This window comes from Streptococcus sp. k-628 (assembly GCF_013277475.1).
GTDB lineage: Bacteria > Bacillota > Bacilli > Lactobacillales > Streptococcaceae > Streptococcus.
The window spans coordinates 1-18,947 of the sequence record NZ_VMMZ01000017.1 but is presented as its reverse complement, the minus strand read 5'-3'; the positions used below and the strand labels follow the sequence as shown (position 1 = coordinate 18,947).

At 40.3% G+C, this 18,947-nt stretch carries 15 protein-coding genes, 1 pseudogene and 2 riboswitches; of the genes and pseudogenes, 1 reads left to right on the top strand and 15 read right to left on the bottom strand.

Annotation, left to right across the window (positions count from 1 at the left end; translation table 11 throughout):
- Positions 1 to 2: 2 nt before the first annotated feature.
- From HT730_RS02965 to lysS, 8 genes are all read right to left on the bottom strand, one after another.
- Complete coding sequence (locus HT730_RS02965; RefSeq protein ID WP_050236843.1) at positions 3 to 653, bottom strand: energy-coupling factor transporter transmembrane component T; 651 nt, start codon at positions 651 to 653, stop codon at positions 3 to 5.
- A gap of 1 nt (position 654) precedes the next feature.
- Entirely contained in the window at positions 655 to 2,040 is a 1,386-nt protein-coding gene (locus tag HT730_RS02960; RefSeq protein WP_173306767.1) for an ABC transporter ATP-binding protein, read from the bottom strand.
- Positions 2,041 to 2,601 (bottom strand): ECF transporter S component, encoded by a 561-nt coding sequence (locus HT730_RS02955; RefSeq protein WP_173306766.1) that lies wholly within the window; start codon positions 2,599 to 2,601, stop codon positions 2,041 to 2,043.
- A gap of 157 nt (positions 2,602 to 2,758) precedes the next feature.
- A riboswitch (TPP riboswitch) is annotated at positions 2,759 to 2,847 on the bottom strand.
- A 115-nt stretch (positions 2,848 to 2,962) separates the two neighbouring features.
- A complete protein-coding gene (thiE, locus tag HT730_RS02950) occupies positions 2,963 to 3,592 on the bottom strand; it encodes a thiamine phosphate synthase (RefSeq protein WP_173306765.1) in 630 nt (209 codons plus the stop codon).
- 1 nt (position 3,593) lies between these two features.
- Positions 3,594 to 4,376: a hydroxyethylthiazole kinase gene (thiM, locus tag HT730_RS02945; RefSeq protein WP_173306764.1), complete on the bottom strand. Its 783-nt coding sequence runs from the start codon at positions 4,374 to 4,376 to the stop codon at positions 3,594 to 3,596.
- 128 nt (positions 4,377 to 4,504) lie between these two features.
- Positions 4,505 to 5,173 carry a TenA family protein gene (locus HT730_RS02940; protein ID WP_173306763.1) on the bottom strand — a complete coding sequence of 223 codons (669 nt, stop codon included), beginning with the start codon at positions 5,171 to 5,173 and terminating at the stop codon, positions 4,505 to 4,507.
- 215 nt (positions 5,174 to 5,388) lie between these two features.
- Positions 5,389 to 5,477: riboswitch (TPP riboswitch) on the bottom strand.
- A 147-nt stretch (positions 5,478 to 5,624) separates the two neighbouring features.
- Entirely contained in the window at positions 5,625 to 6,761 is a 1,137-nt protein-coding gene (gene lctO, locus HT730_RS02935) for an L-lactate oxidase (protein ID WP_088791092.1), read from the bottom strand.
- A gap of 624 nt (positions 6,762 to 7,385) precedes the next feature.
- Positions 7,386 to 8,876, bottom strand: a complete 1,491-nt coding sequence (gene lysS, locus HT730_RS02930) for a lysine--tRNA ligase (RefSeq protein WP_020902752.1) — start codon at positions 8,874 to 8,876, stop codon at positions 7,386 to 7,388.
- A gap of 236 nt (positions 8,877 to 9,112) precedes the next feature.
- Here lysS and HT730_RS02925 point away from each other — a divergent pair.
- A pseudogene (locus HT730_RS02925) lies at positions 9,113 to 10,279 on the top strand (IS30 family transposase).
- Positions 10,280 to 10,791: 512 nt separating this feature from the next.
- Here the strand turns inward: HT730_RS02925 and pyrE are convergent.
- From pyrE to HT730_RS02890, 7 genes are all read right to left on the bottom strand, one after another.
- Complete coding sequence (gene pyrE / locus HT730_RS02920) at positions 10,792 to 11,424, bottom strand: orotate phosphoribosyltransferase (protein WP_000170917.1); 633 nt, start codon at positions 11,422 to 11,424, stop codon at positions 10,792 to 10,794.
- Positions 11,425 to 11,457: 33 nt separating this feature from the next.
- Positions 11,458 to 12,159, bottom strand: a complete 702-nt coding sequence (pyrF, locus tag HT730_RS02915; protein WP_173306762.1) for an orotidine-5'-phosphate decarboxylase — start codon at positions 12,157 to 12,159, stop codon at positions 11,458 to 11,460.
- A gap of 232 nt (positions 12,160 to 12,391) precedes the next feature.
- The gene (locus HT730_RS02910; protein WP_173306761.1) at positions 12,392 to 13,591 is read right to left on the bottom strand and encodes a cell division protein FtsQ/DivIB; all 1,200 of its coding nucleotides are present in this window, start codon (positions 13,589 to 13,591) and stop codon (positions 12,392 to 12,394) included.
- A gap of 9 nt (positions 13,592 to 13,600) precedes the next feature.
- On the bottom strand, positions 13,601 to 14,659 hold the full coding sequence (locus HT730_RS02905; protein WP_173306760.1) for a UDP-N-acetylglucosamine--N-acetylmuramyl-(pentapeptide) pyrophosphoryl-undecaprenol N-acetylglucosamine transferase: 1,059 nt from the start codon (positions 14,657 to 14,659) through the stop codon (positions 13,601 to 13,603).
- A 1-nt stretch (position 14,660) separates the two neighbouring features.
- Entirely contained in the window at positions 14,661 to 16,013 is a 1,353-nt protein-coding gene (gene murD, locus HT730_RS02900) for a UDP-N-acetylmuramoyl-L-alanine--D-glutamate ligase (protein ID WP_173306759.1), read from the bottom strand.
- Positions 16,014 to 16,117: 104 nt separating this feature from the next.
- Positions 16,118 to 16,759 (bottom strand): ABC transporter ATP-binding protein, encoded by a 642-nt coding sequence (locus tag HT730_RS02895; RefSeq protein WP_173306758.1) that lies wholly within the window; start codon positions 16,757 to 16,759, stop codon positions 16,118 to 16,120.
- A gap of 1 nt (position 16,760) precedes the next feature.
- Positions 16,761 to 18,782 (bottom strand): bacteriocin-associated integral membrane family protein, encoded by a 2,022-nt coding sequence (locus HT730_RS02890; RefSeq protein WP_173306757.1) that lies wholly within the window; start codon positions 18,780 to 18,782, stop codon positions 16,761 to 16,763.
- Between the last annotated feature and the right edge of the window lie 165 nt (positions 18,783 to 18,947).

Below are 18,947 nucleotides of genomic sequence, written 5' to 3'. Positions count from 1 at the left end.
CTTTATAAAAATAGACTGGTTTGAAGCAATAAAAAGAACAGCAGGTAGATGAATATTGTCCTTTGAGGAATATAAAAAGTCCGATAGCGATTCTCCACCTGTGCATGTTCGTCATATCCATGCGCCGATAGAGCTCTCAGGTAAAGATGGCGCCACCTAAAGACTGTCATCAGAACCTTGCTGTAAATCAAGGGCGACCAAAAATGTAGTTCTTGACCACGTAATAGGCAAGCTTCCTTGAGGGACTTGATTTCTTGCTGGATAAGGGGGAAGGAATTGAATACCACAATCAAGGCATAGGCCCAAGAGCGTGATAACACCTTTTGGGCCAAGTACAAGAGAAGCTCTTTTAGGGAAATAGAGGAAACAAAAACAAGACCAATACAAACGGTCACAAAGGCCCTTGTTCCAAGCATGACTGCCTGCGAAGCATCCCCATGTAACTGAACTGCCCAGTAGTTGGCAAAGGATGGCAAAATGGCAAGTATGATCATCCAAGCTAACATTTTAAATCGCCGGTAATAGAGCATAAAGAGAATACAGAATGCGACTACCGAAAGATTCAGAGCAATCGAAGGAATGAAAGATGTTTCCAAGGATAAAATCAGCAAGAAGAGACTGATAATCGGTGTCTGGGTTGCTACTTTGACCATACTATCTCACCTCCCCTTGAGTATTGCTACTCTGAGATGTAAGTGGTTTGGTAACTGTCACTGATTTCACATGACAAAGACCCTGACTAGTCATCTCAATCCAATAATCAACCACAGAGATCAAGGGATCTAAACGATGACTAATGATCAGAAAACTTCTTCCTTGATTTCTCTCCTCCACAATCCACTGACAGAAATAATGGCAAGCTCTATCATCCAAACCTGCAAAAGGCTCATCTAGCAAAATCACAGAAGCCTTGCTGGTCAAGATGGTCAAGAGCTGAAGAATCTTTTGCTGGCCACCACTTAATTGATAGGGACTCTTATCGACTGCCTGCTCCAGATCAAAATATTGTAAAGCTTGGAGTATCCGCTGATTTCTTTCAGAATCAGGTCCATCTAATTGAAGCTCTTCTCGCAGACTGGCTCTGATAAACTGCTTCTCAGCTTCCTGAACAACACCCGTCAGGTCACGATACAAACTCTTTTTCTTTTTCAAGACCGAACCCTTCCAGGTAATGCGCCCCTTATACTTTTGAAATTGAAGAATAGACCGAAAGAGGGTTGATTTCCCGACACCATTGTCACCCAAAATACAGGAAATTCCTTGGTAAAATGTAAAATTCACAATCGAAAAGAGGGGGTAATTACCCAGCTCACAAGTCACACGGTCCATATGGAATAGTTCTGGGCTAGAAGCAACTCCCTTTGAAGAAACCTGTGTCATCTCAGAGGAAGGAATTTGATTTATTTCCCTTAGTTGCCCGTCTCTTAGCTCCACCATATGGTTGATATAGGCTTCATAGTCCGTTAAATCATGGTCGCACAAAATAACTGTCTTCCCATTAGAAGCCAACTCTTTTAGAATCTCCAATATCTCTATCCTACTCTTGCGGTCAATGGAGGCGAAGGGCTCATCCAAGAGATAGACCCTAGGATTCATAGCAAAGAGAACAGCCAAAGCAGCCTTTTGCTTTTCCCCACCTGATAAGTGATGAATGGGACGGTGCAATATTGCCTTGCAGCGACATTGCTGGACAACCTCTGCTATTTTAGAATCAATTTCCTGAACGGGATGCCCAATATTTTCCAAGGTAAAAATCAGCTCCTCAAACAAGTTCTCCATGGTAAATTGATGATTGGGATTTTGAAAGAGAATACCAACCGTCTGGACACGTTCGACGATAGAAAGCTGACTGACCTCACTCCCATCTATCAGGACTTGACCGCTATAGGGAAGAGAAATGACTTGAGCAATCATTTGAAAGAGACTCGATTTTCCAGACCCACTGCTCCCAACTAACAAGGTAAAGGCTTGCCCATGAAAAGTAAAATCAATCGGTTCCGAAAAAATTGGGGACTGAATCTCCCGTAATTCCAGACCCATCTATGCCTTTCCTCCAGCTGCAAACTGATGATAGAGTTTGACAATGGCACGAACCAAGATGGTACAGAAGAAAAAGACAGAAATAAAGCGCACCACAAGCAAGGAAAGGACAAAAGGAAGGGAGAAGGCGTAGTAACCTAACTTAATGTATTCATAGACAAAGCTAACAAGCGTAATCCCAATACTGTTGGCAGTTAGAGATAGCCAACTTTCATAACGATTCTTAGTTACGATAAAACCAAGTTCACTTCCCAAACCTTGAACCAAGCCAGACAAAAGGGCACCTAGACCGAATTGGCTGCCATAAAGGACTTCAGCAAGCGCAGCTAGCACTTCACCAATCGTTGCACTTCCTACTCTTGGAACAAAGATGGCCGCAATAGGCGCAGCCATACACCAGAGACCAAAGAGGATTTCATTGGCAAAGGCCTGCAAGCCAAGAGGTGTTAAGAGTAGGCTGAGAATATTATACACATATCCTGAACCAACGAAAACCCCACCAAAAAAGATAGACAAGAAAGCAAGCAAGATAACATCTTTTAACTGCCATTTTTTCAACATAAAAAACTCCTTTTTTTAAAGAAAAGTGGGGCACTCAAGGTGAGCTACCAAAAGGCTTTATATCACCTTCATCCAGTTTCGTAAAAGAAAAAACTCTAATTACAGATAGGAATTAGAGTTCAGCTTACAAGATTAGACCGTTCTTTTCGACATACGAAAAAAACATTTCACATTTCCCTTCGCCAGTATTAACTGTATCAGGTTCAATGGGTATCATCTCAGCCTAAAGCACCCCAAATGTCTTTATTATTTAATTATGTGATTATTATAACACACATTTTATACTAGTTCAAGAAATTGAACTGGAAATACAGCCTTGCACTAATAAATACAGCAGATCTTTCTTTGGTTAGATAGATACCTATTGTTCACTCATTTCTCGAACAGTTTTTTCTATATTTTTTGCATACGATATTGCTGAAATGATTGAAACACCATCCATATTGGTCTGTATAATGTCTTTAATATGTTGCGTCTGTATCCCACCAATTGCAACTAAGGGCATTTGTGGCAATAGTTTTCTCATCAATTTAAGACCTTCATAACCTATAGCGCCACCAGCATCATCTTTTGACTGGGTATCAAATACAGGACCAACACCAACATAATCTACATATTCAACTTTTGACTGTTGAAATTCTTTCTCGTTTTTTATAGAAAGACCAATTATTTTAGCTGGCATCAATTTTCTAATTTCATCAACTCCAAGGTCATCTTGTCCTACATGTACGCCATCAGCGTCAATTTCCATCGCCAAATCAATATCATCATTAACAATAAACGGAACATTGTATTTTTTACAAAGATCCTGTAGTTTAATTGCTAATTCGACTTTTTCTTTACCTTCTAAGGCTCCCTCCCCTTTTTCACGAAATTGAAATAAGGTTATACCACCTTTTAAGGCTTCCTCAACGACTCTATATAGATCTTTACCTTGGCAAGTAGTCGTTCCACAAATAAAATATAGTTTTAGTAATTCTTTATGAAACATTTTACTTCACTCTTTTGAATTTCTTTACATCTTCATCTGTAATCTCATATAAGGCATTTATAAATTCAACTTTAAATGTTCCAGGAAGATGTCCATTTGGACGTTTTTCTGCCATTTCTCCAGCGATATTGTAAACCAACATTGCTGTTTCTAATGATTTCAATTCTTGACCTTTTTCTAGTCCGATAAAGCTTGCTACCACTGCCCCTAATAAACATCCTGTCCCAATGACTTTTGGCATCATGGCACTACCATTATGAATCGTTACCACTTCTCCATTAACAGCAATCGCATCCACTTCACCTGTTACTATTATAGGAATATTGAACTTCTCATTTGCTGCTAGAGCAATCTCGTCAATATTATCTACTCCCACACTATCTACTCCTTTAGATGCCACACTTATTCCTACTAAAGAGGCAATCTCGCCAGCATTTCCTCTAATCGCTGCTAGTTTGTAATTGTTAATTAGATCATCTGCTACTTTTTTTCTATATTCTCCTGCTCCACAGGCTACAGGATCTAAAACTGCTGGGACATTATATTTCTCTGCAATTTTAAGAGCAGCTTGGTATAATTTCCAATTTTCATCTGTCAATGTTCCTATATTTATTAATAAGCCACCAGCATACTTTAATAAATCCTCTAAATCTGCTGGAAACTCACTCATGGCTGGTGAGACACCCAGTGCTACTAATCCATTTGCTGTGAAATTTTTTACTACATCATTGGTGATACAAATGACCAATGGTGCTTTTTCTTTTAATAATTTTAAACTTGTCATATTGAATTCCTTCCTTTTCACTTTATACGATCTATTGATTTCGATTTATCTCTATCTTTAGTTGAGAATTTTTTTCAGTTACATTGAATGATTTACCTCGTCAAATTTGTCAGTACCCTGAACTTTCCCTAGACATCGTAACCAATATCAAAAAAGGCTAATTCTAAAGCGACCGCTTGATTCCAGCGTTGCTGAAGTTCTGTCAAATCTTCTCGACCTTTCCCGACACGATTGAGTTCGTCAACAAGAAATTGAACCCACTCTGCAAAGAAAGGACCTCTATGGAGATTGATCCATTCCGAATGAATATAGGCTTCAGGTAGAGCCAAATCTTTAGAACCCCAGTCTAAATAGAGACCCTCTGCAATGACCAGCATGACCAAAAGATGGGCATAGTCTGATGAAGAAACAGCAGAATACATTAAATCCTGAAAGGCTTTTGTTACAGGGTGCAAGGTCACTTTCAGATAGTCATTCTCAGATACTTTTAACTCTTTGAAAGCCTTTTGGAAATAACCATCTTCATCTGCTTCAAGAAAGCCTAGTTGCTTGGCAAAACGAAGCTTGGATTCAAGCTGGTCTGCGTGGGCTACGCAGGCACCCAGCATGGATAAGAAGGCATCAAAGAAATGATAATCTTGAATCAGGTAGTCCTTTAAGACCTTATTCTCAATTGTCCCTGCAAAAAGTTCCTTGACAAAACGATGATTGATTGCAGCTTGCCAATCCTTCTGACTGCTTTTTAATAATTCTTCAACAGTCAGACCTGGCTCAAATGCATAAACCTGTGTTTCCATATTTATTTTTCCTCTCTTTACTCCTTAGTAATCAATAAAACACCAAGAGATACCAAGTAAAATCCTAATTCCACTTGATCCTTTTAAAGAACATTGAGGGCATTTGCAGAGAGCTACCTAAACAAGACTATCCAGTTTATATAAACAAAAAAACTCCAATTACAATCAAGAATTAGAGTTGACTTACAAGATTAGACCGTTCATTTCGCCATACGAAAAAACGTTTTACATTTCCCTTCGCCAGTCTTAACTGTATCAGGTTCAATGGGTATCATCTCAGCCTAAAGCACCCCAAATGTCTCTATTATTTAATTACTACACCAGTATAGCAAAAAATGAAAGCCCTAGCAAGATATTTGACCGAAAAATATCTTTATATAGTTTTTGATAGCGATTTATTCTTCCAATACACGAAGAAAAACCTCCACATTCAGTGGAGGCAATCATTTTATCAATACAATTTTAAGTCGCGGGGGTCAACTGGGAAGGTTGGGTTGTATGGGTTGTGACGGAGTTTGAAATGTTTGACATCTTCAATAGTCTGAGTTCCAGACAACTGCATGACTGTCTTCAATTCCGCATTCAAGTGTTCAAAGACTTGGCGCACACCAACACTACCGCCGAGTGCCAAGCCATAGATAACCGGGCGACCAATAGCTACCAAGTCTGCTCCTGAAGCCAAGGCTTTAAAGACATGTTGACCACGACGAACACCAGAGTCAAAGACAATTGGCACACGTTTATCAACTGCTTCTGCCACTTCTTGAAGTGAATCAAAGGCAGCTGGTCCACCGTCGATTTGACGACCACCGTGGTTGGTTACCCAGATACCAGAGGCACCTGCAGCAAGCGAACGTTCAACATCCTCACGGCATTGTGGTCCCTTGACATACACAGGAAGTCCTGAGTATTCAGCGATAAATTCTACATCACGTGGAGACAAGCGTTGTTTAGCTGATTTGTAAACAAAGTCCATTGATTTACCAGCACCTTCTGGCAGATATTCTTCAACAATCGGCATGCCAACTGGGAAGACAAAACCATTACGCTTATCAACCTCACGATTACCCCCTACAGTAGCATCTGCCGTCAAGACAATCGCTTTATAACCTTCAGCCTTCACACGATCCATGATGTGGCGGTTAATGCCATCATCTTTACTAAAGTAAAATTGGAACCAATGAGGTGTCCCTTGGAGGGCTTCAGAAATCTCTGGAAGGTCAACAGTAGAGTATGAGCTAGTTGTATAAAGAGAACCAAACTCATGCACACCACGCGCAGTCGCCACTTCACCCTGTTCATTCGCTAATTTATGAGCCGCAACAGGCGCCATAATGATTGGTGAAGACAATTTTTCACCTGCAAATTCAATCTCTGTACTTGGATTTTCTACATTGCAAAGCGTATGCGGAACGATGAGCTTGTGGTTAAAGGCGCGGATATTCTCACGTAAAGTGAAAGTATCTTCTGCTCCACTGGCGATATAGCCAAATGCTGCTTTAGGAATCACTTTTTGCGCCATGGGCTCCAAATCATAGGTATTGATGAAATCTACATGCCCTTCTGCATTGCTTGTTTTGTATGACATAAACTGTCCTCCTTGATTAAGTAAGCGTTTGCTTTTTACTATACATCTATAATAACTCTTTTTTCAATCATTTTCAAGAGTTTTGCTTAAAAACCATCTTATTTTTTCATACAATATACTATCCCTACTTTCCTTAAACTCTAAACTTTAGTCTATATTAAGTGAATCGTTGAGATTTTTTGCTGCCAGGCATTTGAACTACTTTTTTATTTGCTGATTCTATCTACCAATGCTATAAAAAACAAGTGAATAAGACACCAGAACATCCTCTAATAGGGCCTAGGGACTTATATCAGTCCCATATATACTGTTTAAGCAAGATACTATCCTAGTTGACGCTAACTTCCTATCCCACTTATTAATTTTTTATTTATAGTGAATCTGAACAAATCAATTGGAGAATCCAAGTCAATTTCTAGTACTTTTTGAAAAGTTTCAGCGTACTATCGTAAAATGAAATAAAACATGCGCAAATTGATTAGGGAATTTAAACCAATTTCTAACAATATCTTAGAAATCAAAGTGTACTATTTCAACTTCAACACACTATACTTCATTTTCTCCTTAAATTCAGTCTCTTTTTTCATCAAAAAAATCCTCTGACAAGTACCAGAGGATAAGAGCTTATTTCATTGTTGGGAAGAGCAATACATCACGGATAGTAGTTGTATCAGTGAGGAGCATGCAGAGACGGTCGATACCGATTCCCAAACCACCTGTTGGTGGCATACCGTATTCAAGGGCTTCAATGTAGTCGTAGTCGATACCTGTCGCTTCATCGTCACCAAGTTCTTTAGCTTTAGCTTGGGCTTCAAAACGGCTAAGTTGATCGATTGGATCGTTCAACTCAGTAAAGGCATTACCGTACTCCTTAGTCATGATGAAGAGCTCGAAACGGTCAGTAAAGCGTTCGTCTTCAGGATTCTTCTTAGCAAGTGGAGATACAGCTACTGGATGTCCATAGACAAAGGTTGGTTGGATCAAGGTTTCTTCAACAAACTCTTCAAAGAAGGCATTGATGATGTGACCAACTTCAGTGTAGTGTTTCTCAACTGGAACTTTCTTCTCAGCAGCAATAGCTTTGGCTTCCTCGAAAGTCATGTCTTGCCAGAAATCGACACCAGTAATTTCTTTGATAGCATCCACCATGTGAACACGTTTAAATGGTTCATTGATTTTGATTTCAGTACCTTGATAGTTAACTGGGCCATCGCCTTTGACTGATTTAGCAGCGTGTTGGATAATGCCTTCAGTCAAGTCCATGATGTCTTGGAAGTCAGCATAAGCTTGGTAGACTTCGATAGAAGTAAATTCAGGGTTATGAGTGGCATCCATTCCCTCGTTACGGAAGATACGTCCGATTTCATAGACGCGTTCCATACCACCGACGATAAGGCGTTTCAAGTGAAGCTCAGTCGCGATACGAAGCACCATGTCAATGTTTTGGGCATTGTGGTGGGTGATAAATGGACGGGCCGCCGCACCACCAGCTTCGTTGTGAAGAACAGGTGTTTCCACTTCAAGGAAACCTTTTTGGTCAAGGTAACGACGGATTTCAGAAATGATTTTTGAACGAGTGACAAAGCGCTCAAAGCTTTCACGGTTAGAAATCAAGTCAAGGTAACGTTTACGGTAAATTGTTTCAACGTCTGTCAAACCATGGAATTTCTCTGGTAGAGGACGAAGAGCCTTAGACAAGTGTGTGATGTGAGTAGCCTTGATAGAGAGTTCTCCCATATCTGTACGCATCACTTCGCCTTCGACACCAAGGAAGTCACCAAGGTCTGCTTTTTTGAAGATTTCGTAGTTTTCTTCACCGACAGCATCTTTACGAACGTAGATTTGAATCTGTCCTTCGCGGTCTTGAAGGTGGGCAAAACCTACTTTACCTTTACCACGTTTGGTTACCAAGCGTCCTGCGATAGTAGCTGTTTCGTTTTTATCGTGTAATTGTTCTTTATCGAGGTCGGCATATTTATCTTTTAATTCTTGTGAATTTGCAGTACGTTCAAAACGTTTTCCGAAAGGATCGATTCCTTGTTCACGGAGCGCAGCCATTTTTTCACGGCGAACGATCTGCTGGTCATTTAGTTCTTCCATATGTTCTGTTGACATGGGATCCTCCTAGTTTTACTCAAAATTGAATACGATGAGTCATTTTTTGCGATACTCCCATTTTATCATAAATAGCCAAGAAATTCACGGATAATCTTTCAAAACTAAAAAGAACTTGACGCTAGCTAACTTCTCAAAATAACTTCCACTTACCTGACCAAAGTGGAAATTAGTCTAAAACGGATTTTTATGGTGGAATTAAGTGTGAGACGTTTGAATTAGAAATGAGGTCTACTATGACAAAACATAAACACCTTACCCTTTCAGACCGTAATGATATCCAATTAGGCTTAGAGCGCGGTGAAACCTTCAAAGCTATCGGGCAACTTGTTCTAAAAGACCCAACTACTGTTTCCAAAGAAGTGAAACGAAACAGACAAGTTAGAGAATCTACATGCTATAACCTTCCTTGCCCTCTACTCGACAAAGCTCCCTTTGTCTGTAATGGATGTCCTAAAAGAAGACAGAATTGTGGCTATAAGAAGATCTTCTATCTCGCTAAACAAGCTCAAAAGCAGTACGAACAAACTCTTGTTGAATCTCGTGAAGGAACTCCCCTCAATTCCAAAACCTTCTGGGACATGGACAAAGTCATTTCTGATGGTGTTAAAAAGGGACAACACATCTATCATATTCTCAAAACTCATAACCTTGATGTCAGCTCCTCAACCGTCTATCGACACATCCGAAAAGGATACCTATCTATCGCTCCTATTGACCTAGCCAGAGCCGTTAAATTCAAAGAAAGACGGAAAAGTAAGCTACCTTCCATCCCTAAAGAAGCGAAAAAAGGCCGTTCCTATGAGGATTTCCAAAACTATTTAGCCCTTAATCAACTAGACTCTTGGCTGGAAATGGATACAGTTATGGGCAGAATGGGAGGTAAACTCCTACTCACCTTCAACTTGTCTTTCTGTAACTTTATCTTCGCTAGACTTCTGGATAATAAAACTGCCCTTGAGGTTACCAAACACCTCTATGACATCAAGAACACTCTTCACCAAGCGGACAAAGATTTCTTCCAACTCTTTCCTGTCATTCTTACCGATAATGGTGGAGAGTTTGCAAGGGTTGATGACATCGAAATGGATGTGCGAGGAGAGAGTAAACTCTTCTTTTGTGACCCTAATCGCTCTGACCAGAAAGGGAGAATTGAGAAAAATCACACGCTGATTCGAGACATTCTATCTAAGGGAACTTCTTTTGACAACTTAACTCAAGGGGACATCAATCTCGTCTGTTCGCATGTCAACAGCGTCAAACGTGCTGCTTTAAATGGAAAGTCAGCCTATGAGCTCTTTGCCTTTACCTATTGAGAAGAGATTCCTAAGATTCTCGGCATTTCTAAAATACCTGCAGAAGACGTCTGCCAGTCGTCTAAATTACTCCAACATAAGTTCTAAAAACTAATCTTTAACCCCATTCAAACGTCTCACACTAACTTCCACCATAGCGGAACTTAATCTGAAACGCTTGCAGATGAGGGGATTTTGTGCGCTCTTTTTTCGATTCATTTTGGCTACAAAAGCGATGAAATCAAGCATGATTAAAACCAGTGGAACTTACCCTGACACGGATTTCCACTGGTTTTTACGATTTTTTTCAGACTAACTTCCACTTGGATTAGCGGTGGAAGTTAGTTTGGGAATTTACCGGACTTGACGCTAAAATCACTGAAAAAACTGGGATAAGCAAGAAATTCCAAAATCTCAGAAAAGGGATCTGACCATGTTTATGGATTATACTTTAACCCTTGTAACTTTCATGACGTGTGCTACTTTTTATATAAGAGCAAGCCAAGCAAATCTAAAACTGAAACAATTGACGTAAAAAACATTAACAACTTCAATCTTGTCATTCATATACCTGATATGACAGAATAGTATAATTTTTAACCTTTTAGTCTTTTGATTTTTTACACTTCTTGCCAATTTTCTTGGTCTTCTTTAAAGCGTTTTAGGAGATCCAAGCCTTCTGGGGTGATATAGCCTTCTTCTTGGGCTAGATGGATAAGCTCGCTATAGTTTGAAAGTGTTACTAGTTTGACACCAGCATCTGCAAAATTCTTATCTGCTTTTTGCAATTGGTAACTAAAAATCGCTACAACTCCAAGCACATCTGCTCCTTCTCGTTTAGCGGCTGCTACGGCTTCGAGAACAGAACCACCTGTTGAAATAAGATCTTCAACCACCACCATTTTTTGACCTTGGGCTACACGGCCTTCAATTTGATTACCAGCTCCGTGGTCTTTTGGTTTGCTACGGATGTAGGCAAAAGGCAAGTCCATCTTATCAGCAATGATAGCTCCGTGTGGAATCCCTGCTGTCGCAGTTCCTGCAATCACTTCTACCTCAGGAAAGGCTTCTTTGATGGCTTCCACAAAGCCATTTTCAATGAGAGTACGAGTTTCTGGATAGGCTAGTGTCACACGATTATCCGTGTAAATAGGCGACTTGATACCAGATGCCCAAGTAAAAGGCTCCTCTGGTTTGAGGTAAACGGCTTGGATTTTCAAGAGATGGCTAGCGATATCTTTAGCAAGTGTCATGGTATTCTCCTTTTATTTTTATAATCTAGTTCTTTAATTCCAGTCCTGTGTCCATTCATCCTTGATGGCATGATAAGCTGCAACAGGATCCTCAGCTTGGGTAATGGGACGTCCCACTACGATATAGTCACTGCCGATTTGATAGGCATCAGCAGGTGTCATCACACGTTTTTGGTCTCCAACAGCAGCTCCCTGAGGACGAATGCCCGGTGTTAAACAGATAAAATCTGGATTGGTAGCCTGCTTGATGAGTTGCACTTCCTGAGCCGAGCAAACGACACCATCCAAACCCGCTTCAGCTGTCTTCTTAGCATAATGAATGACAGACTCTTGCAGGCTGGTTTGGATATTTTGAAACTCCTGCATCTGCTCTTCTGAGGTTGAGGTCAGCTGAGTCACTGCAATCAATTTGGCTTGGATTCCAAGACCTTCACGCGCAGCCTTCATCATCTCTACACCACCAGCCGCATGAACATTGGTCATATCCACTCCAAGCTGAGACAAGACCTTCATGGCTGACTTGACTGTATTGGGAATGTCATGCAGCTTAAGATCCAAAAAGACACTATGACCCAAACCTTTTAAATAGGACACAATCTCAGGCCCTGTTGCGTAATAAAGCTCCATCCCTACCTTTAGATAAAGGCTTTCTTCCTCTGGAAAAAGAGCTAAAAATTCCTTGACCACCTCAAAACTAGGAAAATCAAGAGCAATGACTGGACGATGTTCTCGCATAGGTTTCTCCTTTTACCTTTGCTAGTGAGAGAATCTGGCCAACAGAAACCACGAAAAAAGGAACCTGCCAACAGCAAGGTTCCACGAAAAATGGGTAGTCTCCACCCTTTCACCGTCTAACCTTAGCTGCCTCTCTGGACTGCTTTAAAGGTTTTCTATTATTCTATTATTTCTACTAGCACTTGTCAAGTAAAAACATGGAAACTAAAGAGCTATAGGAGAAAAGGTAAGACTAGCGACGCGATGAGCGCTGGGTCGTTTGGTTTCGATTGCTCTCTTCCTCTTGTTTTTTCTGTTCTTCTTCCCGTTTTTTCTCGGCTTCCTTAGCCTCTTGTTTGGCTTTTTCCTCAGCTTCCATAATCAATTTATCCGCTACAGTGTAGCTATAGATTCCAGCTTCCATGTCGACCACACTCGGTTCTGACAATTGAGGTTTAATCTTACTGTAGTAAGGTAATTTCTTACTCATTTCAGACAGGGGAACCAAGACTTCGTCCGAATCATTCATAGTCAATCGAATTAAATCGGAAGTCACCTTGCTTGGGGCTAGTTCCACCTTTTGGATCTCTGCCTTGAGTTCTGGGCTAATTTGAGCAAGTTCTGAGACAAAAGCCTTGATTTGTTCGCTGTCATTAAAGAGAACTGATATATAAGTTTCTGGCAGACTGACCAAACTCACAGCACTGGTCTCAAGCTGACCACTGGAAAGAATAGGATAATGGTTTTCACCAGAAATATAGTAGGCCACAATATCATATTCCTTAACCTTGATAGTGAACTTAGTTGGAAATTGATAGACAAGCTGAGCTGATTCCACCCAATAGTTAGACTTGATCTGCTCTTCATATTTTGCCTTATCTAGCAGAAGGTCAATCGTATAATCCGAATCCTGAATGCCTGAAGCCTGTCGGATATCATCAGCCGTAGTGTGCATCGTTCCCTCAACACGGATATCCTTCATGGTCGCATAAGGACTGAGTAGGTAGGCAGAGATAATCAATAAAAGCAGACTTGGAAATAAAATCGTTAGAGCTCGCAAGATATGGAGGCCAGGAATCTTTGCTTTGGCTGCTTTTTCCTTTGGAGCCTTTTTAGCAAGATTTTTATCCTGTTCCTCCTTCTCTTTAGACCCTGATTCTTCTATCTCTTCTTCCTCTTTGTCACCCTCTGAGGATTCTACTTTTTCTTCAGACTCTCCCTTAGCTGATTCTGGGTCTTTTGGATCAGATTCACTCTCCTGGTCCTCAGTTGCATCTGACTTTTCAGATTTCGAAGCCATTCGAGCTTGTCTTTCCTTTTCCTTCTCCTCAGCTAGGGCTGCCTCTTCTTCAGCCTTCTTTTTTAGATATTCTTGGTTTCGTTTCTGCCATTCTGATAACTCTTTAAATTCTTCGAGGATTTCTTTGCCCTCATTTTTCTTATCTTTTGACATTTACTTTCCTTATGATAAATCTTTTTTCAACAATTGATAAAAATCTGCTAGAGATTTCAATTCCTTAGAAGCCTTCATCTTAGTTTGATAGTCTTCCTTGTGACTTAGTAAGTGAGAAAGCTTCTCTTCCAAACTATCCAAGGTCAAATCGCTTTCTTGAAGCTCTTCTGCATAGCCTTTTTTTACAAAGTAAGCTGCATTTTCAATCTGGTCACCACGACTTGCTTCACGACCAAGTGGCACAATGACATGTAATTTTGCCATAGCCAAGAGCTCAAAAATCGTATTAGCGCCACCTCGTGTCACAACAATATCAGCCAATTCCATCAAGGGTTGATAGAGATTGGTCACATAGTCAACACGAAAAATATTTTGGCTCAACTCGTTCAGGCTAGAATCTCCAGTTAAGTTGATAATATTGTAGCGCTCTGTCAGTTCTTTCTTATGGTCTGTCACCAATTGGTTAAAGACACGAGCACCTGCAGAACCACCGACAAACAATACAGTTGGCAATTGGGGATTAAAGTGGGTTTGAATATCCACCAATTCATCTGGTTCTGGACCTTTTTGGTCTGAAACCTTGGTCACTGCTCCCACATGCTCGACCTTAGACAAACTTGAAGCTTGCTCAAAGGTTGAATACATCTTAGTCGCAAATTTATAGGCGATTTTATTGGCCAATCCCATAGACAGGTCCGATTCGTGAATAAAGACAGGAACTCCTGACACACGCGCAGCGATAACAGGCGGTACTGAGACAAAGCCTCCCTTTGAAAAAAGGGCCTGTGGACGAAGTCGCAACATGATAAAGAGAGATTGGACGATTCCCCAGCCAACTTTAAAGACGTCCAGCATATTTTGCCAAGAGAAATAACGACGCAATTTCCCAGTCTCAATGGAGTGGAAAGTGACATCCAAGCCTGACTTGAGGATTTCTTGGTGTTCTATACCACGCTTGTCCCCGATATAGTGGACTTCCCAGCCATCTTCGATGAACTTGGGCATTAACAAAAGATTGAGGGTAACATGTCCAACCGTCCCCCCACCTGTAAAGACAATTTTTTTCATATTATTCCTTTAACTCCGCTACTGTGTCGATAAAGAGGTCGCCACGTACTTCAAAGTTAGCATACATATCCCAGCTGGCATTGGCAGGACTGAGAAGAACCACGTCTCCTTGAGTCGCAAGCTCGTAGGCCTTGCGGGTCGCATCTGCAATGTCAGTCGCATCCACATATGCCACACCAGCCTTGTCTGCTGCCCGTTTGACACGTTCTGCAGACTGACCAAGGATGACCATCTTCTTGAGTCCAGTAATGTCTGGCACCAATTCGTCAAACTCATTACCACGGTCCAAACCACCTGCAATCAAGACCACCTTGCTGTTGTCAAATCCTGACAAGGCTTTTTGAGTCGCCAAGATATTGGTTGATTTGCTATCATTATAGAACTTGACACCCTTGATTTCATCTACAAATTGGAGACGGTGTTTGACACCACCAAAGGCTGAAAGAGTTTCCTTAATGGTTTGGTTATCTACACCACGAAGCTTGGCTACAGCAATCGTCGCAAGGGCATTTTCCACATTGTGGCTACCTGGAACTCCGATTTCATTCGCTGCCATGACCACTTCTCCACGGAAGTAGAGCTGACCATCTTCCAAATAAGCTCCATCAACCTTTTCCTGTGTTGAAAATGGAACTACAGTAGCTTGTGTTTTAGTAGCCAATTCTTTTGCCAAGTCTTGATTAAAGTTCAAAACAAGGAAATCAGCCGCTGTCATCTTGTTCTGGATATTCCACTTGGCTGCTACATATTCCTCAAAAGAACCGTGGTAGTCGATATGAGTTGGCATGAGGTTGGTAATAACCGCAATCTCAGGATGGAATTCTTGAACGCCCATGAGTTGGAAAGAAGAAAGCTCCATGACAAGCGTCTCCTTGTCTGTCGCTGTTTGAGCAACCTGACTGGCAGGATAGCCGATATTTCCTGATAAGAGACCATGTTGACCAGCAGCAGTCAAAACTTCCCCAATCATGGTCGTTGTGGTTGTTTTTCCATTTGAACCTGTGATACCGATAATCGGTGCTTCAGAAATCAAATAAGCCAATTCCACCTCAGTCAAGACTGGAATTCCCTTTGCCAAAGCCTTTTCAATCATGGGATTGCTGTAAGGGATACCTGGATTTTTTACCATGAGGGCAAATTCTTCATCCAAGAGTTCCAAAGGATGGCCACCTGTAATGACCTTGATCCCTTCTTCCAGCAAACTTTGGGCAGCTGGATTGTCCTCGAAAGGTTTCCCGTCATTTACCGTCACAATGGCACCTAGCTTGTCCAACAAACGAGCTGCCGATTCACCAGACTTGGCCAAACCTAAAACAAGGACTTTCTTATTTTTAAACTGATCTATTACTTTCATGTCTCGAACTCCATTTCTACTCCTACTATTTTACCATTTTTATGGAAATAAAAAAGCCACAAAGTGTGTTTGTGACTCTTTCTTCATAACTGAATCTTGCCATATCATCTATGTGATAAATCGGTAACTCGAATGACTTGGTCCACTTGCTCCCAAATCAGAGGATTGTGGGTCGCAATAATAATGGTCCGATTCGGATTTTTTAAAGATTCTAGGATAGAAAGTAATTCCTCAGAGTTTTTGGGGTCTAGTGAAGCGGTTGGTTCATCTGCCAGAATCAAAGGTGGATTCTTTAAAATTATCTTCGCTAGTGCAACACGTTGTGCTTCTCCTCCTGATAATTCAAAGATAGGTTGCTTTAAATCTAAATAAGAGAGGTTAACACGGTTTAGAGCTTGTTTCATCAAAGAGATTTTCTCTTTTTCTTTCAACTTTTTACCAACTAAACCAAGATTGAGATTCTCTTTGACGGTTTGGCTTTCAATTAAGCCAAAATCTTGAAATAGGTATCCCAAGTAATCTCTAAAGAAAACAGAGGGCTTAATGTCTTTAAGAGAAGTGCCATCATAGATGATTTGCCCTTTGTCATATGGCTCTAATCGTCCAATCATATTCAAGAGTGTTGTCTTACCACAGCCACTTGTACCGATTAAGGCATAAATTTTCCCACCTTCAAAATGAAGATTGGTATCTGAAAATAGCTGACGGCTTCCAAATTTTTTAGATATATTCTTTAGTTCAATCATCCTATTTTCCTTTCATAATTGTCATAGAAACACGAGATTCTTTCTGCGCTTGACGGTAAAGCGTCAAAACTGCACTAGTTAGAAAGACTAATAAAGTGAGCAAGCCAATCACCAAGTCTCGACTGCTTAAAATAAAGAGACTAGCACCAAATACAAAACTGGCAAATTGGCTAACCATATACTGAGCATGTGTTTCAAAAAATCGTAAACCTGAAATTCGTTTAATCAAGATATCTCTGCGGAATTGCTCGAAATATAGAAGATTGACAGAATAAAAGAGTAACAAGGAACTAGCTATCCCCACAATAGCTCCTAAGATTAAAGTTGCTGTTTCAGTTTGAACTTCATTATAACGAGTTAGATAAACACTTCTTCCTTCTTTAAGATAAGATACTTGCTCATAAATCCCAGCTTTCTTTAAGAGTTCTAGCCCACTCTCATATCCTTTGATAAAAAGTTGTTTTCCAGCATTGATAGACCAAACATATTTTGAAATGAAACTATCACCTGTAGATGTTGGAGTAAATACAACTAAAATCGGATCGGTTAAGTACTGAATGGATACTGGGCTTTCACCGTTATTATAAACAAATCGCTTTTCTCCAGTTGGAAGATAGCTAACAATCGCTCTCATTTCATACTCTAAAGGAGCACTTGCCTCCTCACTTGATTGCCCGTAATAGTTCAAACTTTCTTCAAAAGCTTTCTTAAGTTCTGCTTCCTGTGAACGAAGAGATTCTGGTAGTAAGAGTCCAAATTCTCCTTTTTGAAGATGGACTAACTTCTGTTTGGTCTCAGCATCTACCACGACCTTTTCCTTGTCCAAATAACTTGGGCTGACATAGAGAACATTAGCATCTGGACTATAGGTATCCAGTGTCTCTCCCTGTTCATTTTTTCCTTGAGGATTTGCAAAATGAATGAGATTATCTTTTACAAATAGAGCCTGTTCTTGTTCAACTGCTTCTTTGGAAAATTCATACCACTTGCTCTGATTTTCTGTATCTTTTCCTCTATCACCTAAGCCAAAAGAAATTTGATAATAGTCTGCTCTGTCCTTCCATGCCTGTTTTGAAATGTCAAGTTCTTTCAATCGTTGGTAAGACGTCAAGCCTGTCTTAACAGCGTATCCCACTGTAAAAACAGCTACTAACTGACACAATAGGGTTAAAGCCATCAGGCGTTTAAGGGGTAATCTTCCCTTAATAACGGGAACTAATGCTTTGTAACTCAAACTCATTAGATAAAGGAGCATTAGTAAAATTGAAATACCCAATAAAAACAAAAGATAGAAACTAATCCCAAAACCATAGGTGGCTAACAAGATAGGATAAAACAAACCTTGACTAAAAAGAACGACTCCTCCACCTAGGAAGGAAAGGAGGGCTGATAGAAGGAGCCATTTGATATCAGTCGATAAAGAATGCCCCATGATGGATAAGAGAGTCTGACCAGAAAAGAGTTTTATACCTGCTGCTCTCATTTCCTTAATCCGAGTGATAATCACTAGAGCAAAGAAAGATAAGCCAAATATTGCTAAACTAATTAAAATAAGGGGATTTAGTAATATTTGAAAAGCAAGAAAATAGGGCGTTATCTTTCGGTCAGGAATTGCTTTATAACCCAAATCTCCTAATTTATCAGCAAGCTTTTCTTTCGTCAAGGAGCCTGACAAAAGGAGATAACTATTTAGCGGATCACTACGTTCACGACTTTCTTGGCTAGCTTCTTGGAATTCTTTTGGTAAAGTTCCCTGACCATAAGTTGCATAAGTAAAGTGAGTCGTCCCATCCTTACTCGGCTCTACGATTCTTCTAGCTATTAAACTCTGTTCTGAGTTTACAAAATTCTCCAATTCCTGTTCAAATACCTCACGCGTCGGTTCCTGAGTATCTTTTTTGACACGAAGTAAGGAAACGGAATCATAGCTTGCAAATAAATATTGTGGCGCACGTAAGACAATAATCCAAGCAAGGAAGAAGCTGAGAAAAAAAGTTGATAATAATATGAATAGTTTCTTCATAGTAGACTCCTTGTATAAGAGAATAATCCTATAGAAAAATATTTTATGTTTTATAAATTCTTAGAATTATTTTCCTAGTTTAATCCATCACACCCTGAGCACCAAGACAACAATACTCTTCAAAAATCTCTTCAAACCGCGTCAACGTCGCCTTGCCGTAGATAT